Origin of the sequence: Shouchella lonarensis, from assembly GCF_900096965.1 — a bacterium.
Lineage (GTDB): Bacteria > Bacillota > Bacilli > Bacillales > Bacillaceae_D > Shouchella > Shouchella lonarensis.
Genome location: NZ_FMYM01000003.1, coordinates 219,379 through 240,125, shown reverse-complemented (window position 1 = coordinate 240,125; position 20,747 = coordinate 219,379). Strand labels below are relative to the sequence as shown.

19 protein-coding genes and 1 riboswitch are annotated in these 20,747 nt (G+C 42.1%); of the genes, 13 read left to right on the top strand and 6 right to left on the bottom strand.

Annotated features, from left to right (window positions below; genetic code table 11):
- Window positions 1-3 precede the first annotated feature (3 nt).
- The 6 genes from BLT29_RS04180 to BLT29_RS04160 all read left to right on the top strand — a co-directional run bounded on the left by BLT29_RS04180 (window position 4) and on the right by BLT29_RS04160 (window position 5,238).
- Window positions 4-699 carry a response regulator transcription factor gene (locus BLT29_RS04180; RefSeq protein WP_090775062.1) on the top strand — a complete coding sequence of 232 codons (696 nt, stop codon included), beginning with the start codon at window positions 4-6 and terminating at the stop codon, window positions 697-699.
- A complete protein-coding gene (locus BLT29_RS04175) occupies window positions 692-1,696 on the top strand; it encodes a sensor histidine kinase (RefSeq protein ID WP_090775061.1) in 1,005 nt (334 codons plus the stop codon). Before BLT29_RS04180 ends, BLT29_RS04175 begins: the two co-directional genes overlap by 8 nt.
- 102 nt (window positions 1,697-1,798) lie before the next feature.
- Window positions 1,799-2,560, top strand: coding sequence for an ABC transporter ATP-binding protein (locus tag BLT29_RS04170; protein ID WP_090775060.1), 762 nt, complete (start codon window positions 1,799-1,801; stop codon window positions 2,558-2,560).
- On the top strand, window positions 2,550-4,502 hold the full coding sequence (locus BLT29_RS04165; protein WP_090775059.1) for an FtsX-like permease family protein: 1,953 nt from the start codon (window positions 2,550-2,552) through the stop codon (window positions 4,500-4,502). Before BLT29_RS04170 ends, BLT29_RS04165 begins: the two co-directional genes overlap by 11 nt.
- Window positions 4,503-4,561: 59 nt before the next feature.
- Window positions 4,562-4,762 (top strand): hypothetical protein, encoded by a 201-nt coding sequence (locus BLT29_RS13055; RefSeq protein WP_141769842.1) that lies wholly within the window; start codon window positions 4,562-4,564, stop codon window positions 4,760-4,762.
- Between the two features lie 14 nt (window positions 4,763-4,776).
- Window positions 4,777-5,238: a cysteine dioxygenase gene (locus BLT29_RS04160; RefSeq protein ID WP_176763793.1), complete on the top strand. Its 462-nt coding sequence runs from the start codon at window positions 4,777-4,779 to the stop codon at window positions 5,236-5,238.
- Between the two features lie 178 nt (window positions 5,239-5,416).
- On the opposite strand, the gene BLT29_RS04155 is transcribed toward BLT29_RS04160, so the two are convergent.
- The 4 genes from BLT29_RS04155 to BLT29_RS04140 form a co-directional block, all read right to left on the bottom strand.
- Window positions 5,417-6,166, bottom strand: a complete 750-nt coding sequence (locus BLT29_RS04155; RefSeq protein WP_090775057.1) for a polysaccharide deacetylase family protein — start codon at window positions 6,164-6,166, stop codon at window positions 5,417-5,419.
- Window positions 6,167-6,349: 183 nt separating this feature from the next.
- Window positions 6,350-7,144, bottom strand: coding sequence for a DUF4097 family beta strand repeat-containing protein (locus tag BLT29_RS04150; RefSeq protein ID WP_090775056.1), 795 nt, complete (start codon window positions 7,142-7,144; stop codon window positions 6,350-6,352).
- On the bottom strand, window positions 7,131-7,697 hold the full coding sequence (locus BLT29_RS04145; protein WP_090775055.1) for a DUF1700 domain-containing protein: 567 nt from the start codon (window positions 7,695-7,697) through the stop codon (window positions 7,131-7,133). The genes BLT29_RS04150 and BLT29_RS04145 overlap by 14 nt, the downstream gene beginning before the upstream one ends.
- Window positions 7,690-8,016 carry a PadR family transcriptional regulator gene (locus BLT29_RS04140; protein WP_090775054.1) on the bottom strand — a complete coding sequence of 109 codons (327 nt, stop codon included), beginning with the start codon at window positions 8,014-8,016 and terminating at the stop codon, window positions 7,690-7,692. The genes BLT29_RS04145 and BLT29_RS04140 overlap by 8 nt, the downstream gene beginning before the upstream one ends.
- A 277-nt stretch (window positions 8,017-8,293) precedes the next feature.
- Between BLT29_RS04140 and BLT29_RS04135 the strand changes: the two genes are divergently transcribed.
- The 7 genes from BLT29_RS04135 (at window position 8,294) to BLT29_RS13835 (ending at window position 17,176) form a co-directional block, all read left to right on the top strand.
- Window positions 8,294-9,037, top strand: a complete 744-nt coding sequence (locus BLT29_RS04135; RefSeq protein ID WP_176763792.1) for a polysaccharide deacetylase family protein — start codon at window positions 8,294-8,296, stop codon at window positions 9,035-9,037.
- A 203-nt stretch (window positions 9,038-9,240) separates the two neighbouring features.
- Window positions 9,241-9,654, top strand: coding sequence for a CoA-binding protein (locus tag BLT29_RS04130; protein WP_090775052.1), 414 nt, complete (start codon window positions 9,241-9,243; stop codon window positions 9,652-9,654).
- 110 nt (window positions 9,655-9,764) lie between these two features.
- Window positions 9,765-11,735 carry a DNA topoisomerase IV subunit B gene (gene parE, locus BLT29_RS04125; RefSeq protein ID WP_090775051.1) on the top strand — a complete coding sequence of 657 codons (1,971 nt, stop codon included), beginning with the start codon at window positions 9,765-9,767 and terminating at the stop codon, window positions 11,733-11,735.
- The gene (parC, locus tag BLT29_RS04120; RefSeq protein WP_090775050.1) at window positions 11,736-14,168 is read left to right on the top strand and encodes a DNA topoisomerase IV subunit A; all 2,433 of its coding nucleotides are present in this window, start codon (window positions 11,736-11,738) and stop codon (window positions 14,166-14,168) included. It abuts the gene before it with no gap.
- A gap of 74 nt (window positions 14,169-14,242) precedes the next feature.
- On the top strand, window positions 14,243-15,172 hold the full coding sequence (locus BLT29_RS04115) for an ABC transporter ATP-binding protein (protein WP_090775049.1): 930 nt from the start codon (window positions 14,243-14,245) through the stop codon (window positions 15,170-15,172).
- Window positions 15,169-15,933: an ABC transporter permease gene (locus BLT29_RS04110; RefSeq protein WP_090775048.1), complete on the top strand. Its 765-nt coding sequence runs from the start codon at window positions 15,169-15,171 to the stop codon at window positions 15,931-15,933. Before BLT29_RS04115 ends, BLT29_RS04110 begins: the two co-directional genes overlap by 4 nt.
- Before the next feature lie 289 nt (window positions 15,934-16,222).
- Window positions 16,223-17,176 (top strand): peptidoglycan-binding protein, encoded by a 954-nt coding sequence (locus BLT29_RS13835; protein ID WP_090775047.1) that lies wholly within the window; start codon window positions 16,223-16,225, stop codon window positions 17,174-17,176.
- A 99-nt stretch (window positions 17,177-17,275) separates the two neighbouring features.
- On the opposite strand, the gene BLT29_RS13830 is transcribed toward BLT29_RS13835, so the two are convergent.
- Window positions 17,276-19,270: an alpha-helical endospore appendage domain-containing protein gene (locus BLT29_RS13830; protein WP_090775046.1), complete on the bottom strand. Its 1,995-nt coding sequence runs from the start codon at window positions 19,268-19,270 to the stop codon at window positions 17,276-17,278.
- Window positions 19,271-19,431: 161 nt separating this feature from the next.
- A complete protein-coding gene (locus BLT29_RS04095) occupies window positions 19,432-20,307 on the bottom strand; it encodes a cation diffusion facilitator family transporter (protein ID WP_090775045.1) in 876 nt (291 codons plus the stop codon).
- A gap of 238 nt (window positions 20,308-20,545) precedes the next feature.
- Window positions 20,546-20,651, top strand: a riboswitch (TPP riboswitch).
- Window positions 20,652-20,747: the final 96 nt, after the last annotated feature.

Below are 20,747 nucleotides of genomic sequence, written 5' to 3'. Positions count from 1 at the left end.
CAAATGTTTAAAATTTTTCTAGTTGAAGACGACGCAACGTTGTTTAGTGAAATAAAAGAACGCCTTTTGCAATGGTCTTATGAAGTATATGGCGTAACCGATTTTGAAAAAGTGATCGAGGAGTATACAGCGATTCGACCAGACTTAGTCATTATTGATATTCAGTTGCCGAAGTTTGATGGATTCCATTGGTGCCGCATGATTCGTCAACACTCAAATGTACCAATTATTTTTCTCTCTTCTCGTGACCATCCGACAGACATGGTTATGTCGATGCAACTTGGGGCGGACGATTTTGTCCAGAAACCGTTTTATTTTGATGTCCTCATTGCTAAGATTCAAGCAATCCTTCGCCGTGTCTATAATTACAGCACTGAACAAACGCAATTAAAAACGTGGTGCGGTGCAACCATTGATTACGAGAATAACACGGTCAGTAATGAGCACGGCATGATTGCGTTGTCTAAAAACGAATTTTTTATATTAAAACGGTTGATCGAACGGAAAAATAAAATTGTCTCCCGTGAACAATTGATTAAAAGTTTATGGGAGGACGAGCGTTTTATTAGCGATAATACATTGACGGTCAATGTCAATCGTCTAAGGAAACGGTTGGACGAGCTTAATTTAGGGTCATACATTGAGACGAAGGTAGGTCAAGGGTATATGGCGAAGGAAGAAGGAACTAGCGGTGATTAAAACCTATTTAAAAGAACGGCGTAGTTGGATTCTCACCATCTTCTTTTTGCAGTTTTTCACGGTTTTTATTGCTTATTTAGATCAAGCCATTCCATTGGCACCCATTTTCTATAGTGTTTTTTTAGCAACAGTCATTTTCCTCATTTTTTTAGTGATACGCTACAAAAAAGAAACGCATTTTTATCGGGAAATAGCGGAATGGGACAAAGGGTTAGATGTGACAAATCTTGCTGCGGCGGAGAGTCCATTTGAAAAAGTGATTGAAGAGACGATTGTCAAACAAACCGGCCTGCTCCAAGACGAAGCGCGTCATCATCGAGAACTGTTGACACAAGAAAAAGATGATCTTCTGGCGTGGATACATGAGATGAAAACACCTTTAACTGCAATGCACTTAATCATTGACCGCGTTGAAGACGAAACCATCAAAAGTCAGCTTACCTATGAATGGCTACGTATCCACTTGTTATTGGATCAACAGCTACACCAAAAGCGGATTCCTTTTATTGAAAACGACCTTTACGTAGAGTCAGTCGATGTAGAAGATGTGCTTTACCAAGAGATTAAAACATTGCAGTCTTGGTGTATTCAAAAGCAGGTTGGTTTTGACTTACAGTTGCATGTAAAAAACGTTGTAACGGACGCAAAGTGGTTATCATTTATTTTAAGGCAGCTGTTGTCTAATGCAGTCAAGTATAGTGATGGTGCTGATATTATGATTAAAAGTGACATCGTGGCTGAGAAGGTGGTCATTCAAATCATAGATTGTGGCAGAGGGATTGATGCAAAAGACCTCCCACGTATTTTTGAGAAAGGTTTTACTTCGACAAAAAATCACCAAGAGCATGCGGCGACAGGAATGGGGCTATATTTAGCTGAGCGTGTCGCAAAACCATTGTTGATTCACATGGATGTGACGTCACAAGTCGATCAAGGCACGACTGTGACATTAACCTTTCCAAAAGAGAACGAATTTGTCCGTATGCTCGGCATGTGACAACAATGTCACATGTTTTTGTCTGTTTGTTCGTTGATTCGCAGGAAAAGGGAGAGAAATCACTTTATCATAAAGGTAAGTTAATAAAAGGAGTGAAACAACATGGCAATATTAGAAGCAACGAACATTCTCAAAAGTTATGGAACAAAATTAAACAAGCAAGACGTATTGAAAGGTATTGACATTCGAGTGGAAAAGGGCGAATTCGTCAGTATTATGGGGGCGTCTGGCTCAGGAAAGACGACATTATTAAACGTGTTGTCCTCCATTGACACACTCAGCAGTGGTTCAATTAAAATTGAAGGCCAGGAAATGACGGAGCTGAAAGAAAAGGAATTAGCAACTTTCCGGAAAAAACATCTAGGATTTATCTTTCAAGACTATAACTTGCTTGATACATTAACAGTGAAAGAGAATATTCTGCTTCCGCTGTCCATTACAAAGTTACCAAGAAAAGTTGCCGCGGAAAGGTTTGAACAAGTGGCAAAGGAGCTTGGCATTTATGACATCAAAGACAAATACCCAAACGAAATTTCCGGTGGACAAAAGCAGCGCTCCTCGGCTGCACGCGCGTTCATCCATGAGCCAAGCATTATTTTTGCCGATGAGCCTACAGGCGCGCTCGATTCAAAATCTGCTTCAGACTTATTAGGGAAACTAGAGCAACTAAATGAGAAATTGGCATCAACCATCGTCATGGTGACACACGATCCAGTTGCTGCTAGCTATTGCAGTCGCATCGTCTTTATCCAGGACGGGCAAATATACACACAGCTTCATAAGGGAGAGGAAACAAGACAAACGTTTTTCAAAGATATTATGAAGACGCAAGCGGTGTTAGGCGGGGTGTCTCATGACCGTTAACGAGCTAATCATACAAAACTTTAAGAAAAACTTGAAGAACTATTATTTGTACGTTTTTACCCTCATGTTTAGTGTTGCGCTTTATTTCTCTTTTGTGACATTACAATATGACCCGGCGATGGAATCACTTCAAGAAGGGGCGAAAGGTTCAGCTGGAATGAAAGCTGCCTCTGTATTGCTCGTAATTATTGTTGCAACGTTTCTGCTGTATGCCAATAACATTTTTATTAAACGACGTAGTAAAGAAATTGGTTTATTCCAGTTAGTTGGGATGACGAAGGGGAAAGTGTTCCGGATATTGAGCGCGGAAAACTGTATGCTTTATTTCGGATCACTGGCAATTGGTGTCTTCCTCGGCTTTGCAGTTTCTAAACTGATGATGATGATTTTGTTTAAAGTGACCGCGATCGACGCCGTTGCCACACTTTCATTCTCATTTTCAGCGCTTACTCAGACGATCATTGTCTTTTCATTCATTTATGTGCTCGTATTGTTTGTAAATTATTTCTTTGTGAAACGGCAAACGATTTTGTCGCTCTTTCGCGTCATTTCATCATCAGAAGCGCGCGTGAAAAGAGTTTCGTGGCTAGAAATCGTCATCGGTATTCTAGGAATCATATTCATTCTTGTTGGATACGCTGTGTCATCAGTCATGTTTGAAGATACGTTGTCGAGTCTATTATTTCTCGTGATGCTCTTCATTCTTGGATCGGTTATTACTGGAACATACTTGTTTTATAAAGGGTCTGTGACGTTTCTTTTTAACCTCGTTCGTAAAAAGAAAAATGGTCATCTAGGAATTCAGGACGTGATGTCCTTATCATCTATTATGTTCCGGATGAAGTCAAATGCACTCATGCTCACAATTATTACGACGATTTCAGGCCTTGCCATCGGGTTGCTGTCGCTAAGCTATATCTCTTATTATTCAGCAGAAAAAGATGCTCAGAAATTTGTCCCGAATGATTTTTCGTTTGTGGACGTGGCGGATGCAGACAAATTTAAAGAGACATTAAACGCTCATGCGATTGGCTATGATGATGTAAACTATGATATTGTTCGGTTAGAAGTGAATGTAGCCGATATTCTCGATGGGTCTGCCCCAAGTTTGGGAGACGTTTCAGACACCCAATTTTTGTCCGTGGTCAGTGATGCAGTGATAGATGATATGGACATAGGTGCAGAAGAAGCGATCTTGACAGGTTATGATGACATGGTTCAGTTGACGCTACCACTTCAAGACAAAGGTTCAATTAAATTGCACGGAAAAGAAGAGACGTTTGCTTTAAATTATACCGGGTTGCGAAAAGAGTATATCATTTCTGCTTATTTCACAAGAAATAGTCCGACGGTCATTGTCGACGATACGATATTTGAGAAATTAATGCACGACATTGATCCTGAATTACAGTCTGAATCGTCCACTTATGTAGGGATTGATATAAAAGATGAAAAACAGTTAGAAGAAGCAACCGTTTTACTCCATGAGATGCCTTTTATGAGTGAAAGTGATGCTGACACTTATCCTCCTGACGTCCAAGTGGAAGTAGAGAAGATGAGAAAACAATCATCTGGGCTTATATTGTTTGTCGTTGGTTTCCTCGGTCTCACCTTCCTCATGACATCAGGCTGTATCCTTTACTTTAAACAAATGGATGAAAGTGAGGATGAAAAAGGAAGTTACACGATTTTACGCAAACTAGGATTTACGCAAGGTGATTTGCTTAAAGGGATTAAAGTGAAGCAAGCGTTTTGTTTCGGTATTCCTTTACTTTTAGGACTAAGCCATAGCTATTTTGCGGTGAAATCTGGATGGTTCTTTTTTGGGACAGAGCTATGGACACCAATGATTGTTGTCATGGGTATTTACGCCATCCTTTATTCAGTATTTGCGATTTTAGCAGTGATGTACTGTAAGAAAGTGATAAAAGAAGCACTTTAACATAGTGTCTGATGAGCCTTTCATGGGTTCATCAGTTTTTTATATTGTGATGAATTTATTTGCAAGCAGTGGTTTACAGGTATCGAACGTCATTTCAGAAGCTGTTTGAGGGTCCAGTTCATAATTTGGAAGCGTTTTCATTGACGGTGAATGAAAGAGCGTTTACACTAGAAGATATTGCTGGAAAGCATGAGCGTGTAAAGTTAGAGGAAGTGCAACTGTCGGCAAGCAAACACGTCTTTCCAATTATCGATTCATGAAAGGATGTTTGATGATGGCTCTTTTGCAAACGCTTCAATCTTTACAAGTGTCGTCTCACCAAGATCTCATTCGTATTATAAAGACACTCGATTTGTCAGTCGAAAAGATCGCGCATTATAGGAAAAGTCCAGATGAAATGGAATATGGTAGAAATGTCATTTACAAGACGGATGAGCTAGAAGTGCTCGTCCTGCATTTTCCCCCGTTAACAAAGACGCCTGTTCATGATCATGGACGATCGAGTGGGTGTGTTTATATTGTTGAAGGGCAGTTGCAAAATGTGTTGTACCGCTCTGATTGTTGCGATGCATCCCTGATGTATGATCGGACAGAAGATTTTAGGCAAGGAGAGATGGTTCCCGTGCACAACGACATGATTCATATGATGCAAAATGTGACGATGTCACCGGTGACGACGTTCCATATTTATTCGCCGCCCCTTGAGGAAGGGAGGGTTTATTCTCCTGATATGTAGGTAGAGCCTTGCAATGATACAATTGGTTGGTAATAAAACAAGGAGAGAAATGACTGTGCGTAGTCATTTCTCTCCTTTAAAAGTTCCCGTAATTTCTCATCATCTTTATATATTTTTTCAAATAAGAAGACAATCGCCCATAAAAAATGAAATATTACATATTTGCAGTTATTTTTACTTATGATTTCTTCATATAATATGGTCCCACATCAGCACCTGTTTCTAAAGAGAGCAGCTCAGATACCGTCACAAATTTATATCCTTTTTCTTTCAATGCTACGAGCAAGTCAGGCAACGCTTCCGCGGTTGCCGATTGAATGTCATGCATGAGAACAATGGCGCCGTCATGGACTTGTTTTAACACTTCTTTTTTCACAGTTTTAGCATCACCTTTCCAATCATACGAATCGACAGACCATAGGATTGAGGGCATGTTCATATCTTGAAAGACATTTAACATCGCGTCGTTATATGCACCATAAGGTGGACGAATCGTTTCAGGTTGTTTTCCTGTGGCTTCTATAATCGCATCATTTGTTTGTTCAATCTCTTTTTTCGTTTCTTTCAGTTCTATTTTGGTCATATTTGTGTGGCTTGCGGAATGATTGCCGACTTCATGTCCAGCATCAGCAACGGCTTTCGCTAGGTCAGGGTGTTTTGACACGTTATCTCCGAGCATATAAAATGTCGCTGGAATATTAAATTCAGCTAATGTGTCAAGGATGGATGATGTCAATTGTGGATGCGGACCGTCATCAAATGTTAGTGCGATATATTTTTCATCTGAATCGGGCTTAGTTGAGTGAGTGATATTGTCTATCATATTACTCGCCGTCGTATCGCCTGCAAAAAGCTTCAGGGCCCACGCACTTGTTGCAAACAAGGTGATCATGATTGTTAGTACGATGAATAATTTTTTCTTCCTCATCTTTTTGGTTCCCCCTCGGATATGAATCTCTTTTTCTACAATACGTATATTGTAGAGATCCCTATTGTATCATGCTCATAATACAGTTCAAGCAAAAAACCTTTCCAAAATATAGAAACCACAAAAAAGATGACTGCACAGGGAGGGATATGCAGTCATCTCTTTTTTTGTTGGAGGTGGGGACTATTTTCCTACCATAATGTCACCATTGACGGTGTCTAGTTGAATCGTGTGTTCTCCACCACCAAATATTCTTGCTGACGTATCAAGATTAAAAAGTGTCACGTCCCCATGTGTGACAGAAGTGGTGATGTTTGCACTGGTTGGTTCTGTATCTACCGTTACAGTAATATCCCCATTGACGGTGGAGAGATCAACGTTGCGATCTACATGACTCGCTGTCAGAAGAATGTCTCCATTCGTTGTTTTGCCTGTAATGTTTTCGGTCGCATCATGAATGTTTTCTATGAGAATGTCCTCGTTTGTAGATGTAGCGGCAATCGACGCGCTCTTCATGTTTGTGACGACAACATCTCCGTTTTTTGTTTGCGCGCTAAAAATGTTGGCATCGAGGTCTTGAACATGAACGGTGCCATTGTTGCTGTTGACTTTTATTGATTCATATTGCTTTTCGGGCAAATAGATGGTGATGGCATAAGAAGTCGGAAATAAGTTGAACCACTTGCGGTTTTGATCGGTTACTTTCATTTCTAAAATGTCATGACGGACTTGAGAGGAAAGCGTATAGTTTTGCTCGTTACCTGATATCACAATCTTCGCTTGCTCCTCTGTGGTCGGCAGGACATCAATTTTGGCGTTGTCCGTTGTCAGATCAATTGCGTGAAAAGATGTATCATCAATAACGGTTTCTTCTGTTGTCCAAGCATTGTTGACTTTGCTAAGAGTGACTACACCGCCGATAAGCCCGATAACGAGCAGAAGACTAGCGATAAGTGTTAGCTTTTTAATGATTGTCATGGATAAGCCCTCCTTTTACAAGCCGTGCATTAAATTTTAAGTAACGAACGAACCACTTGCTCAATATTCGTGTTACATAAAACATGCCAAGTGCGATAAAGATGCCGAGCCCACAAAGGCCAATGGAAACGAACAGTTCAAACATCGTAAAAGAAGATGCATAAAGGATGGTTTGTATGAGCCAAAGGAACGGTGAAGCAATAAACGATGCAGCAACAACCCAACCTGCGAATATCATCGAGACTAGGCCAATAAAAGGACCAAGGACGATGACAAGGTTAAAAAAGCCTAAACCAATAATTGCCCACATCGCACGAAACACGTTTCCTGGTGTCGCTTTTGTTCCTGCTTGTTGTAAATGATAAGAGGCCACTGCGTCTTTGGCGATTTGTCTTGGTGAGCCGAGTGCTGCTGCAATTTCCGCTTCTTTTTTTCCTTCGGCTAAGCCAATCGCAAAATGTTCTTCAAAGTCTTGTAACATGTCTTCACGTTCGTCTGCAGGCAGTCGTTTTAAAGAGATATTTAGTTGTTGGAGAAATTCCTTCTTAGTCAATTTGATCACCTTCATTCATGAGTAATTGATTCACACCCGTCGTGAATGCTTCCCATTCACATAGGAGTTTATGCAACTGGTCTTTCCCGCTATCGGTTAGTGCATAGTATTTACGGGAAGGTCCTTCTGATGACTCTTTCAAGTACGTTGTAAAGTAACCGTCCTTTGTGAGTCGTCTTAATAATGGATACACAGACCCTTCCGAAATGTGAATTTGAGCAGAGATCTTTTGCACAAGTTCGTATCCGTAATGATCTTGTTTGTTTAATAAAACGAGGACGCATAGTTCTAGCACGCCTTTTTTGAATTGTACATTCACGGTTTAAAACACTCCTTTCATACGGAAGGTAACTACTGTTTATTGTATGATACCTTGCTATGGATTATTATAACGCATAGTTCTATATTATGCAAGGTAGTATATAGTGTGCACACTATGGATGGGGGAGGATGTTACAAACCATAACTTTAGACATTTTTATACAATTTTTCTCTTGAAATGTATTAAATGCATGATACAATAGATTATGTATTATGCATACAATACACTTATGTTTGTGCAATGGTTTTTACAAGAAATACAGAGGGGGATTAAATTGCAAAAAAAATTACTAATGATGTTCATCATCGTTATAGTCATGGCGACGGTTTCCGCCTGTAACTTTCTTTCAGAGAATGCAACAGAGGTGATGAAAGAAGGAGAGGGAGAGGACTTAGAGATAAGAGACGAACTAGATCCGAACGGCAAATATGTCGCACTGACATTTGATGACGGACCACATCCAACAGTGACACCGTCTGTCTTGGAAACATTAAAAGATCATGAGGTACCAGCAACATTTTATATGGTTGGATCCCAAGTTTCACAACATCCTGACCTAGCAAAAGCAGTGACTGAAGATGGACATGAGGTAGGAAATCATACAGTCAATCATCCAAATATGACAAAAATGTCACTTGCGGACGCCAGACAAGAGATTGAACAGACAAATACCTCTATAAAAGAGGCAACGGGAAAAGAGCCAAAAACGATACGCCCCCCATATGGTGCACATAATGAAGATGTCCTGAATCTTTTTCAAGATATGGAAATGCCAGCGATACTTTGGTCTGTCGATTCATTTGATTGGAAAAGCAATGCAGAAACGGTGAAAAAAGAAGTAATGAAACAAATCCATGATGGCTCAATTGTCCTCATGCATGATATTCATGAGTCAACAGCAAATGCATTGCCTCGGTTACTTACAAAGTTAAAAGAGGAGGACTATGAGTTTGTGACGGTATCTGAGTTGCTGTCTTTAAAAACAGGTGCTGATGTGGGACCATACTATATGCAATAAGGTTGTGAAAAACAGACAAATTAATGAATGAATAATTTTAATGTTATGAATAAAATTGAAGTAAAGGTGGTTTTAAAGTTGACATTTGACTTTAAAACCACCTTTTTTTGTCGTCAGTTTTGTGTTCATATCTCCTTCTTGACAGTGCCTACGTGTATTCGCTACACTGAAACACAAGAAAAAGATGGTAGAGAGGGGCACGTATCATGATACAAAATCCGTCAGATACACGAATCAAAGAGATTTTAGCGACGAAAAAACGAATTGCGGTTGTCGGTCTTTCCGATAATCCTGAACGTACATCTTATATGGTTTCAGAAGCGATGCAAAAAAACGGTTATACGATCATTCCTGTCAACCCGAAAGTAGGCGAAGTGCTAGGGGCGCGTGCGTACCCGTCTTTAACAGCGATTGATGTGCCAGTTGACATGGTAAATGTTTTTCGAAGAAGCGAGTTTTTGCCTGAGATTGCCAAAGAAACGGTCGAAGCGGGCATTGACACATTTTGGGCACAACTTGGCGTCGCAAATGAAGAAGCGTATCGTTATTTGCAAGAAAACGGCGTTGAAGTCATTATGGATCGCTGCATCAAAGTGGAGCATGCAAAATTTAAATGAGCAGTTGAAGGCTTTCTCACCGTAGGAAGTCTTCCTTTCTGTCTTGCGTTTTACAGACTTTTAATCGTTCAAAGTATGTTACACTATGAAAGAGTAGAGGAGGTATGAAGATGACAAAAACGAATATCGCGTATAATGAAGACGCGATTCAAGTGTTAGAAGGCCTGGAAGCCGTCAGAAAACGACCGGGTATGTACATAGGTTCTACCGATGCACGCGGCTTGCATCATCTTGTTTACGAAATTGTGGATAATGCGGTGGATGAAGCGCTTGGGGGCTACGGATCGACCATTAAAGTGACCATTCATAAAGATGAAAGTGTGTCTGTTCAAGACGAAGGGCGCGGGGTGCCTGTTGGGATGCATCGACTTGGCAAACCAACACCAGAAGTCATTTTTACTGTTTTGCATGCTGGTGGAAAGTTTGGTCAAGGTGGGTATGCAACGAGTGGCGGTCTTCATGGGGTCGGGGCATCTGTTGTGAACGCACTTTCGGAATGGCTAGAAGTCGAAATTAAGCGTGATGGCCACCGATATGTGCAGCGATTTGAATCAGGTGGAAAACCAGTGACAACGCTGGAGAAAAAAGGACCGACGCGACAAACGGGGACGACGGTCCATTTTAAACCTGACACTGCGATGTTTAAAGGCGCTCATTTTAACATAGAAACTTTATCGGAACGTTTAAGGGAGGCTGCTTTTTTATTAAAAGGCGTCATTATTACGTTACGAGATGAACGGGTCGGTAAAACATATGAAGAAACGTATCAGTATGAAACGGGCTTAGAAGCGTTTGTGCAATATTTAAATGAAGGGAAAGAAGCGCTGCATCCAGTTGTATCATTTGAAGGGGTGGTCAATGAAATTGAATTGTCCTTATCGTTTCAGTTTCATGATGCTTATACAGAGAACGTTTTATCCTTTGTGAATAATGTTCGGACAAAAGATGGCGGCACGCATGAGCTTGGTACAAAATCGGCGATGACACGCGCCATCAATGAACATGCGCGAAAGCTTAAATTATTGAAGGAAAAGGATAAAAATTTAGACGGTGCAGACATTCGCGAAGGGCTGACGGCCATTTTATCCATTCGTGTGCCTGAATCGAAGCTGCAATTCGAAGGTCAAACGAAAAGCAAGCTTGGCACCCCAGAGGCACGATCAGCGGCAGAGACGCTTGTGTCTGAGAAAATGTCTTATTTTCTCGAAGAAAACCCAGCAGTCGCACAAACATTAATTAAAAAAGCAGTGAAAGCAGCAGGTGCGCGGGAAGCAGCGAGAAAAGCCCGCGAAGATGCCCGTAATGGCAAAAAAAATAAGCGCCGCGACGTGTTATTGAGCGGCAAACTGACGCCGGCACAGTCGCGCAACCCCGCGCGAAATGAGTTGTACCTTGTGGAGGGGGATTCTGCGGGAGGCTCGGCGAAGCAAGGGCGTGACCGGACGTTCCAGGCGGTGTTGCCGCTTAGAGGAAAAGTCATTAATACGGAGCGGGCGAAACTTGATGACATCATGAAGAACGAAGAAATTCGGACGATGATTCATACAATTGGTGCCGGTGTTGGCGCCGACTTTGATATTGCCGACTGCAATTATGACAAAATCGTCATTATGACGGATGCGGATACAGATGGTGCGCACATTCAAGTGTTGTTACTCACATTTTTCTATCGTTATATGAAGCCGTTGTTTGAAGCAGGTAAAGTGTACATTGCCTTACCCCCTTTATATAAAGTAAGTAAAGGCAGCGGCAAAAAGGCGCAACTGTTGTATGCGTGGGATGAGCAAGAGTTGCAACAAGCATTAAAAAAGGTCGGCAAAGGGGCAACGGTGCAACGCTACAAAGGACTTGGTGAAATGGATGCGACCCAACTATGGGAAACAACGATGGATCCGAGTGAAAGAACGTTAATTCGCGTCCGTATAGAAGATATCGCACGCGCGGAAAAACACGTGACAACATTGATGGGTGACAAAGTAGAGCCACGCCGAAAATGGATTGAATCACATGTTGCTTTTGACTTAGCTGACGATATGAACATTTTAGAAAACGAGAATTTGCACGTAAGGGAGGAAGAATAGATGGGTCAAGCAGATCGGTATCTTGACTTACCGCTTGAAGATGTAATGGGCGATCGTTTTAGTCGCTATAGCAAATACATTATTCAAGAGCGCGCTTTGCCAGATGCACGGGACGGCTTAAAACCGGTACAGCGTCGTATTTTGTATGCGATGTACCATGAAGGAAATACGGCGGATAAGCCGTACCGTAAATCCGCAAAAACAGTCGGAAATGTGATCGGTAATTATCATCCACACGGTGATAGCCCGGTGTATGAAGCAATGGTACGGATGAGCCAAGATTGGAAAGTGCGGCAACTACTCATTGATATGCACGGCAACAACGGTTCAATTGATGGAGACCCCCCGGCCGCGATGCGTTATACGGAAGCACGTTTATCTGCGATTAGCGCGGAGTTGATGCGAGATTTAGAGAAAGAAACCGTTGATTACATACCGAATTTTGATGACTCGACGTCTGAACCTGTGGTGTTGCCGGCGATGTTCCCTAATTTACTCGTCAATGGGGCAACGGGCATTTCAGCTGGTTATGCGACAGACATCCCACCCCACCATTTAGGTGAAATCATTGATGGAATCATATTCCTGATGAAGAAGCCGAACGCGACACTGGATGACATGTTAACGATCGTAAAAGGACCTGACTTTCCAACAGGCGGTATCGTTCAAGGCGCTGACGGTATTAAACAAGCGTATGAGACAGGCAAAGGAAAAGTAGTTGTCCGAGCGAAAACAGCGATTGAGACCGTTCGCGGCGGGCGCGAGCAAATTGTCATCACCGAGCTGCCATATGAAATTGTCAAAGCGTCACTCGTAAAAAAAATGGATGAAATTCGTTTTGACAAAAAGGTCGATGGCATCGCCGAAGTACGTGATGAAACGGACCGCGCGGGTTTGCGGATCGTGGTCGAATTGAAAAGAGACGCTGACAGTGAAGCGATTTTGCATTACTTACTCAAACATACAGATTTGCAAATGACGTACCATTTTAATATGGTCGCCATTTATAACCAGAAACCACAGTTAATGGGCTTACTGCCACTAATGCGTGTGTATATTGCCCATCAAAAAGAAGTGTTCACACGCCGGTCCCAGTTTGAGCTAGAAAAAGCAAAAAAACGCGCACATATTGTGGAGGGGCTCATAAAAGCGGTTTCCGTGTTAGATGATGTGATCCGCACGATCCGTGCTTCTCGCGATAAGAAAGATGCCAAAGACAACTTGATGATGGCATTTGGCTTTACCGATATGCAAGCAGAAGCGATTGTCAATTTGCAACTTTATCGCTTAACGAACACAGATATTGCCACTTTACAAGAGGAAGCGGCACAGTTGTCAGCACAAATTGCCGAGCTTGAAGCAATTTTAGCGAGTGAGCAACAATTGATCGCCCTCATTACAAAAGAAATGAAAGCACTAAAGAAAAAATTCGTCACACCACGCCGGACAGAAATTAAAGCCGAGGTGGAAACGCTCCAAGTAAATATGGACATGCTCATTGCATCTGAAAACGTGCGGGTTACTGTGACAGAAGCAGGATATGTGAAGCGAACAGGACTACGTTCTTACTCGGCTGGTAGTAAAGATGCACCGGGGATGAAAGAGGGCGACCGCGTCCTTTTCTGTAGGGAGGCAAATACGACCGACACATTGCTGTTATTTACAAAAAAAGGGTTTTACCTGTATGTGCCTATTCATCAACTCCCAGATATTCGTTGGAAGGAAGACGGGCAACATATTGCTAATTTGGTACCACTTGAATCAGAGGATGAAGTGATTGATGCTTGGGCGGTAGATGATTTTGAAAAAGAGACTTTCTTAATATTTGTCACACGTGGTGGGATGATTAAACGATCTGCCTTGGCATTGTATGAATCGCAACGCTACACAAAGCCACGGATTGCTTTAAACTTGAAAGAAGATGATGAGGTTATTGCTGTGCTTGAAACGACTGGGAAAGAAGAGTTATTCATCGCGACAAAAAATGGTTATGGTCTATGGTTTTCTGAACAAGACGTTTCCCCGGTTGGTCAGCGGGCCGCAGGTGTGAAAGCAATTAATTTGCAGGGTGATGATGTGGTTGTGGATGCATCTACGTTTAGTCTTGATGACAAAGTGGAATTCTTTTTGGCGACACATCGTGGTGCGGTGAAGCGGATGGCAATTACCGAATTTAAAAAGATGAGCCGTGCGGGGCGAGGAACGCCAATGTTACGCACATTAAAACATAACCCTCACCGTGTGATTGGTTGTAAACGAGTCATGGCGAGTGATGACGTATTTGTCATTGAAACAGAGCGAGGGGAATTCGTTGAGGTTTACCCTGCCGCGTACCGGCGTACAGACCGTCACACGAATGGTTCATATGTATATGATGATCAAGAAAAAGGCGTCGCACAAACTTTAAAACGCGTTGTCCCTACAGTCGATTAGTAAAATGTTTTGCGCAATAAAAACAAGGCTGTTATACTTAAAAAGATTCGCAAATATAGAGAGGAGATGAGTATATGGCAACTGAAACGTTCCCTTTAGTAGTTGAAAAAGTGAACAAGCATCTCGGGTCAACGCATGTCATTAAAGATATGTCTTTTTCCCTAGAGCGAGGCATGATTTATGGTTTTCTCGGTCCAAACGGTTCCGGTAAAACGACGACAATTCGCATGATCGTGTCTTTAATCGCGCCAAACAGTGGGGAAGTGTATATTGAAGGCAGTAGTATTAAAACTGAACGTGAGAAAGCATTGAAACATATTGGGGCGATTGTTGAAAACCCTGACTTGTATTTGTACTTAACAGGGATGCAAAACTTGCGTCAGTTCGCACAAATGAGTGCAGAACCAATTTCCGAAGAGCGATTTGAGGAAGTCATTCGTCTTGTCGAGCTTGAGCATGCGATTCATAAGAAGGTGAAGAAGTACTCCCTGGGCATGAAGCAACGGCTAGGCATCGCGGTGTCCATTTTGCATCGTCCAAGTGTACTAATTTTGGACGAGCCAACAAACGGTCTTGATCCGAAAGGGATTCGTGATTTGCGTGATTATTTGCGTAAGCTAGCCCGTGATGAAGGCGTGACATTGCTTGTGTCTAGTCACCAGTTGAATGAAATTGAAGTCTTATGTGATCGTGCGATCGTTATCAATGATGGTACAGTTGTGGATGAACTTCATATGGGTACGAATAAACAGAGTCATGAACAGATGACGATTACAATTGAAGCAGAGCCGGTCGAGAAAGCAGCTACGTTACTACAACCGTTAGGTGCAACGAAACAAACGGAGCGTGGACTTGAAATTGAGGGACAATTGTATGATGCGATCCCGCAACTTGTAAGGACACTCACTGAAAATGATGTCTCTATTTATGCCATCTCTTATCAAAAACGACTAGAAGATGCCTACTTCTCACTAACAGAAGAGAAAAGAGGTGACGCGACATGATTGATTTAATGAAGAATGAATGGATTAAGGCATGGTATGGACGAAAAGTATGGGTTTTTCTTATTGTGCTTGCTGCGTGTACGATTTTAGGCACAGTTGTAGGTGTGATGATGAAAAACTATGCCGATGCTTATATAGACCTTCTTTTCTTTGAAACGGTGTTTCCTATATTTGCAGGGTTCGTTTCTCTTTATGCGGTGATCTTAGTCAGTGGAGCGCTCGCAAAAGAGTTCTCTTCAGGAACGATTAAACAATTATTTATTCGCCCTGTGTCGCGCACGCGCATATTGCTATCCAAATGGATTTCCATCATGTTGTTGTCGTTTCTCCTTTTATTGGGGGCAGGGTTTGTTTTATTCCTCGTAGAGATGCTCTTTTTTACAGAGAATACAACATGGATGATCGGTTTTAAGACGATGTGGAGCATGGTGCTGCATCATACTCCAACCTTGCTCTTTTATATCGCGCTGGCGACGCTGATCGGTGTCTGGATGCGTAGTACCGCACTAACTATCGTTGTCGCGTTTATTCCGATGTTCTTTAAAGGGATATTGATGGTGTTGCTTATGCAGTATGACTGGTCAAAATGGATTGTATTTATGCATTTTGAGCTATATAACTCTTATGAAAAACCTGTTGACCTAATTTTTTCATCGGATCTTTTTGATTCCGTCTGGCATTCGGCCGCGTATATCGGCGCTCATATCTTGATTCTTTTACTCATCTCTCACCTCATTTTCAAGAAAAGAGATGTATTATAAGAACCGACAACGATATCAAATAACGACAGGTATGCCCTCGTGGCGTACCTTTTTTGTGGTTTCTGCCTATTTTTCAACATCGTCTTATTACAGGCAGATGACAATAAGATTAAGAACGTCGTAATGTGTTTTATTATTTCACGAAAGCGAGTAGGTATCATAGCAACTCCTAACAGATTAGAAACATGGCATCTGTTCATTTGAGAGATCATTTGAACAACAGGGAGCTCTTTAAATACGTTTGCGCAGTGGGGTGCGCGAACAATTTTTTTAAAAGGAGTGAAGGTCTTTGGGGAAATTGATATTAAAAAGGTTTGACGCCTTTTTTGTGAAATGGCTGGTAAGTGGTTTCATTGCTGTTGTGGCTTTCGTAGTGATGATTGTAATGCAAGAAGTGCACGCTGCTATACCGCTCACTCAAGGAGAAGAAGATGAACGAGTAGAGGCGTTACAGGAAGAATTAATTGCGCAAGGGTATTTAGACGGAGAAGAGACGTCTCGTTTATTTACAGAAACAATGGAAGAAGCAGTCATTGCTTATCAAGAGGACCACGGGTTAATGGTGGATGGGATTGTCGGCCCACAAACACTTGGTGCCATGACGGTTTTACGTGAAGGAAGTGAAGGAGAACTTGTTTACATGCTTCAAGAGAAATTAAGCATGTTGAATTATTACCAGGGTATGCTCGATGGTATATATGGTCCACTAACCAAATCGGCAGTGTCCTCTTTCCAGCAGGCGGAACAAATTCAAGTGGATGGGATTGCAGGACCAGAAACGTATCGTCATTTATACGGACCGCAAGTCATCGCGGCGGCATCAGTCCCTGTTATTACGGAACAACAGCGCAATGATCACTCACAATCAAAGGCGGCAGAGGCAAGTGAGACCATTGAACCCGCTACGAACACGGCTGTAGAAGAAACGAGGGAGAGCGAGCCAACCGAGGAGACAACATCTATTCAGATGGAAGCGACTGCCTACACAGCGTATTGCAATGGATGTTCTGGTGTGACGAGTACGGGTATTGATTTGCGGGCAAATCCAAACCAAAAAGTGGTGGCTGTTGATCCGAATGTGATTCCACTTGGGAGTCGTGTATATGTGGAAGGATACGGGGAAGCGATTGCAGGCGATACAGGCGGAGCAATTAAAGGTCACAAAATTGATTTATATATGCAAACAAAAGATGAAGCATATGCCTTCGGGCGACGGACCGTAAGTGTGACAGTGTTGGAATAGAAAGTATCGTTGTCAGAGATCAGATAATCTGATCTCTGACGCTTTCTTTTTTATCATTGTCCTTAAAATGTTTCTGCAAACTTCATATTACATTATGTGCTAACTATACAACGGTCCTGTTAGTCGTAAACCAGACATCACAGCGATGCTATAAACACCTTCTCCCACCGTAATAGTTTCAATGATCACTTGATTAATGCCATCAATAATGGCTAAATTCGGTGCTGCAATTGTGTCAGGATATCCAGTGTAGATTAAGTTCTGGTTAGGATTTATCGCGACATGCTGAGGTTGATGAACACCTGTAGAGATTGTCGCAATCACTTCATTTGTACTCCCAAAAATAACAGAAATTGAGTTCCCTCTTATGTTTGCTACATAAATAAGATTAGTGTTTTCATTTACTGCGATGCCTCGTGGTTCTTCCCCTACAGAAATGGTGGCAATTACTGTACTATTCATACCATCATCTGCATGATTGAGAACAGAAACGTTGTCGCCCTCTAAATTGGTTACGTATAAACGATTAGTTTGAAAGTTTACAGCCATGTTGTCAGGGGCGTCACCTACAGTGATTGTATTGACGACTTGCTGTGTAAAACTATCGATGACAGATATATTGGATCCTTCTGAATTAGCAATATACACGTAATTGGGCACAGCGACCCCTCCGAGTGGTGTCTGCCCAACGGAAATTGTCGCGATAACGGTATTTTCTTGTCCATTAATAACAGACACTGTGTTGAAATTAGCATTTGCTGCGTATAAAAGATTTGTAAATGAATTAACGACAACATCATAGTCTCCGTTTCCAGCGGTAATTGTGGCAATAATAGAATAATCGACCCCACTAATGACAGAAACGTTGGCAGAAAAAGAATTTCCTACATAAATTCTGTTGGTTTTTTGGTTGATGCTTATCCCTGTTGGGACGAGTCCAACATTAAAAGATGTCATGACTGTTCTAGAATCGCCATCGATCACAGAGACAGTGTTGGCATTAATACTTGTTACAACAATTGTATTCATAAATGGACTTGCCCCAGTAGCGCCAGTGGCGCCAGTAGGACCAGTGGTTCCAGTAGCGCCAGTAGGACCAGTGGTTCCAGTAGAGCCAGTGGCTCCAGTAGGGCCAGTAGGACCAGTAGCGCCAGTAGAACCAGTGGCACCAGTAGGACCAGTAGCGCCAGTAAGACCAGTGGTGCCAGTAGGACCAGTAGCGCCAGTAGAACCAGTGGCGCCAGTAGGACCAGTGGCACCAGTAGGACCAGTAGGGCCAGTAGGACCAGTAGGACCAGTAGCGCCAGTGGTACCAGTAGGACCAGTGGTGGTTGTGCCGATCTCTTCCCATGGGTTCCATGAAGTGCCGATATCATCCGTTGCGCTACGAAAATAAATGGTTGGATTTGTAAGTAGTAACTGTAAAATAGATGTTGCTGGTCCGGGCGTAATGACAGAGACATACAATGTCCATACGGGCGGAACAGGTTGAGGGAATGGCGGGATTGAGCTTGGCCCACTGGCGTTCCCTTCAGAGCTATATACTCCTGGTGTTGTTAATGTGTTTAAATCTGTATCGGATGATACTTCTTCGTAAGGGAATGCCCCAACATCTGCTGCTCCTAACGTCAATTGTCCACTTGGTGCTGCTGTAATCCCATTTATGTTCGAAATCCCTCCAGGAATATCGTTGATGGCTAGTGTGATATTCCCAAGTGGATCAGGAAAAATATGATTAACACTGATAACGCCACTGGCAGGACCAGTAGGTCCAGTCGTCCCGGTCGGTCCACTTAAAGTTGGAATCGTTGCGGCGGTTTTCATTTTTGATTCAAGGATGATTTCTTTCTTGAATATTTGGTCAAGCATTGTTGCTGTGCTTTTATTGACAGCTAAAATATCTTGTAGTGTTGTCGGAGGACCAGTTACATCGTTCAATGTTCCTAGCGCATATTGGATTTTTTCTCCTTCTGCATTGATGATATGCGCCAACCCCATCTCTTCCATCGCGATCGATGTGAGCAATAGATTGACAACATCATCACGATTAAGGTTAATGTTGGGCGTGAAATTCGGCATGCTCGGTTGAGACATGATGCTTTCCTCCTTTCTTTAGGAGTTAGATCTTTATTAATTTTATGTCAACATTACTGTTAGTGATACATAAAAATAAGTTGCATTCTATTGCGTGAATTACGGAGCAAACCGAGGTTTTCAATGAACTATTTCAGCGCTAGCAATTCCTCCTAGCGCTCTTATTCATCTTCTTGCGGTTCAATATGCACACTCGTATGATCAATGCCGTGCTTTTGAGAGAGGAGTGATTCAATTTCGTCCGCAATTTCATGGCTATCTTTTACAGTCAACGTTGATTTCACTTCAATGGTTACATCAGCGTGAATCGCGCTACCCACTTGGCGTGCTTTCATCGTCTTTAATGATTGTACATGCTCCAAATCTGCAATTGTTTTTTTGTATGCTGATAAAGAGCTGTCGTCAAATCCATCAGTGAGTGCATGCGTGGCATCACGGAAAATTGTCCAAGCGGTATAACAAATAAGTAAACCAATCACAAAAGCAGTAATAGAATCAATCCACCCTAGCCGAAAGTGGGCAGCGATGATACCGATACAAGCACCCAAACTGACGAGTGCATCGGCTTTGTTGTCCTTTGCGGCAGCCATTAGAGCTTGGCTATTGATCCGTGTCGCGAGCTTTTTGTTGTATCGGTAGACGAGTAGCATAATGATGCTACTGAAGATGGCGACCCATGCGGCAACTAAGCTTGGAGCAACAATCGCTTCGGGATTTAGTAAGCTAGAACTGGCTTCTATTAATACTTGTATGCCAATGGCCGCCATGAGCACTGCTGCGAATAATGCGGCAATATGCTCGGCGCGAAAATGACCGTATGGGTGGTCGTGATCAGGTGGTTTTTGTGAAATACGTAAACCAATTAAAACTGCAATAGAAATAATGATATCAGATGCGTTATTAAAACCGTCGGCAACGAGCGCTTGGGAAAAGAATAAATAACCGATGACAAGCTTTAATGCCGACAAAAAGATGTAGGCAATGATGCTTAACCATGCGCCCGACTCACCTTGACGTAACTCCTCATATCTTTTCATGGAAGAAGACCTCGTTTCATTCTTGTCATATATGTATCGTATCAGACGAAAATCGAGTGGGTCTATAGAAACATGTTTTTCCACTTACATGAATATGGCATAGGCAGAATAATTTTGCATAGGGGAAACTTTTTTTATTTTGACTTCATCAGTATAATCTAGAAGTAAAGGAGATATGCACTTTAGATTTGTACATACCTATGGTATGATGGATATGCGATAATTAATTAATAAAATATGTATCCGCTAGGGGGGCTTTTTGGCTGAGAAAGATGTCTATCGCATCTTGACCCTTGTGACTTGATCTAGGTAATGCTAGCGCAAGGAAGTGGAACCGTTCATAAGAATGAAATTGTGACGTTTTTCTTTCTGTTCATGCATACATAACACCGCAATGTCACAAGAATTTTTAGTACCCCTTGATGTCATCAGCAAGGGTT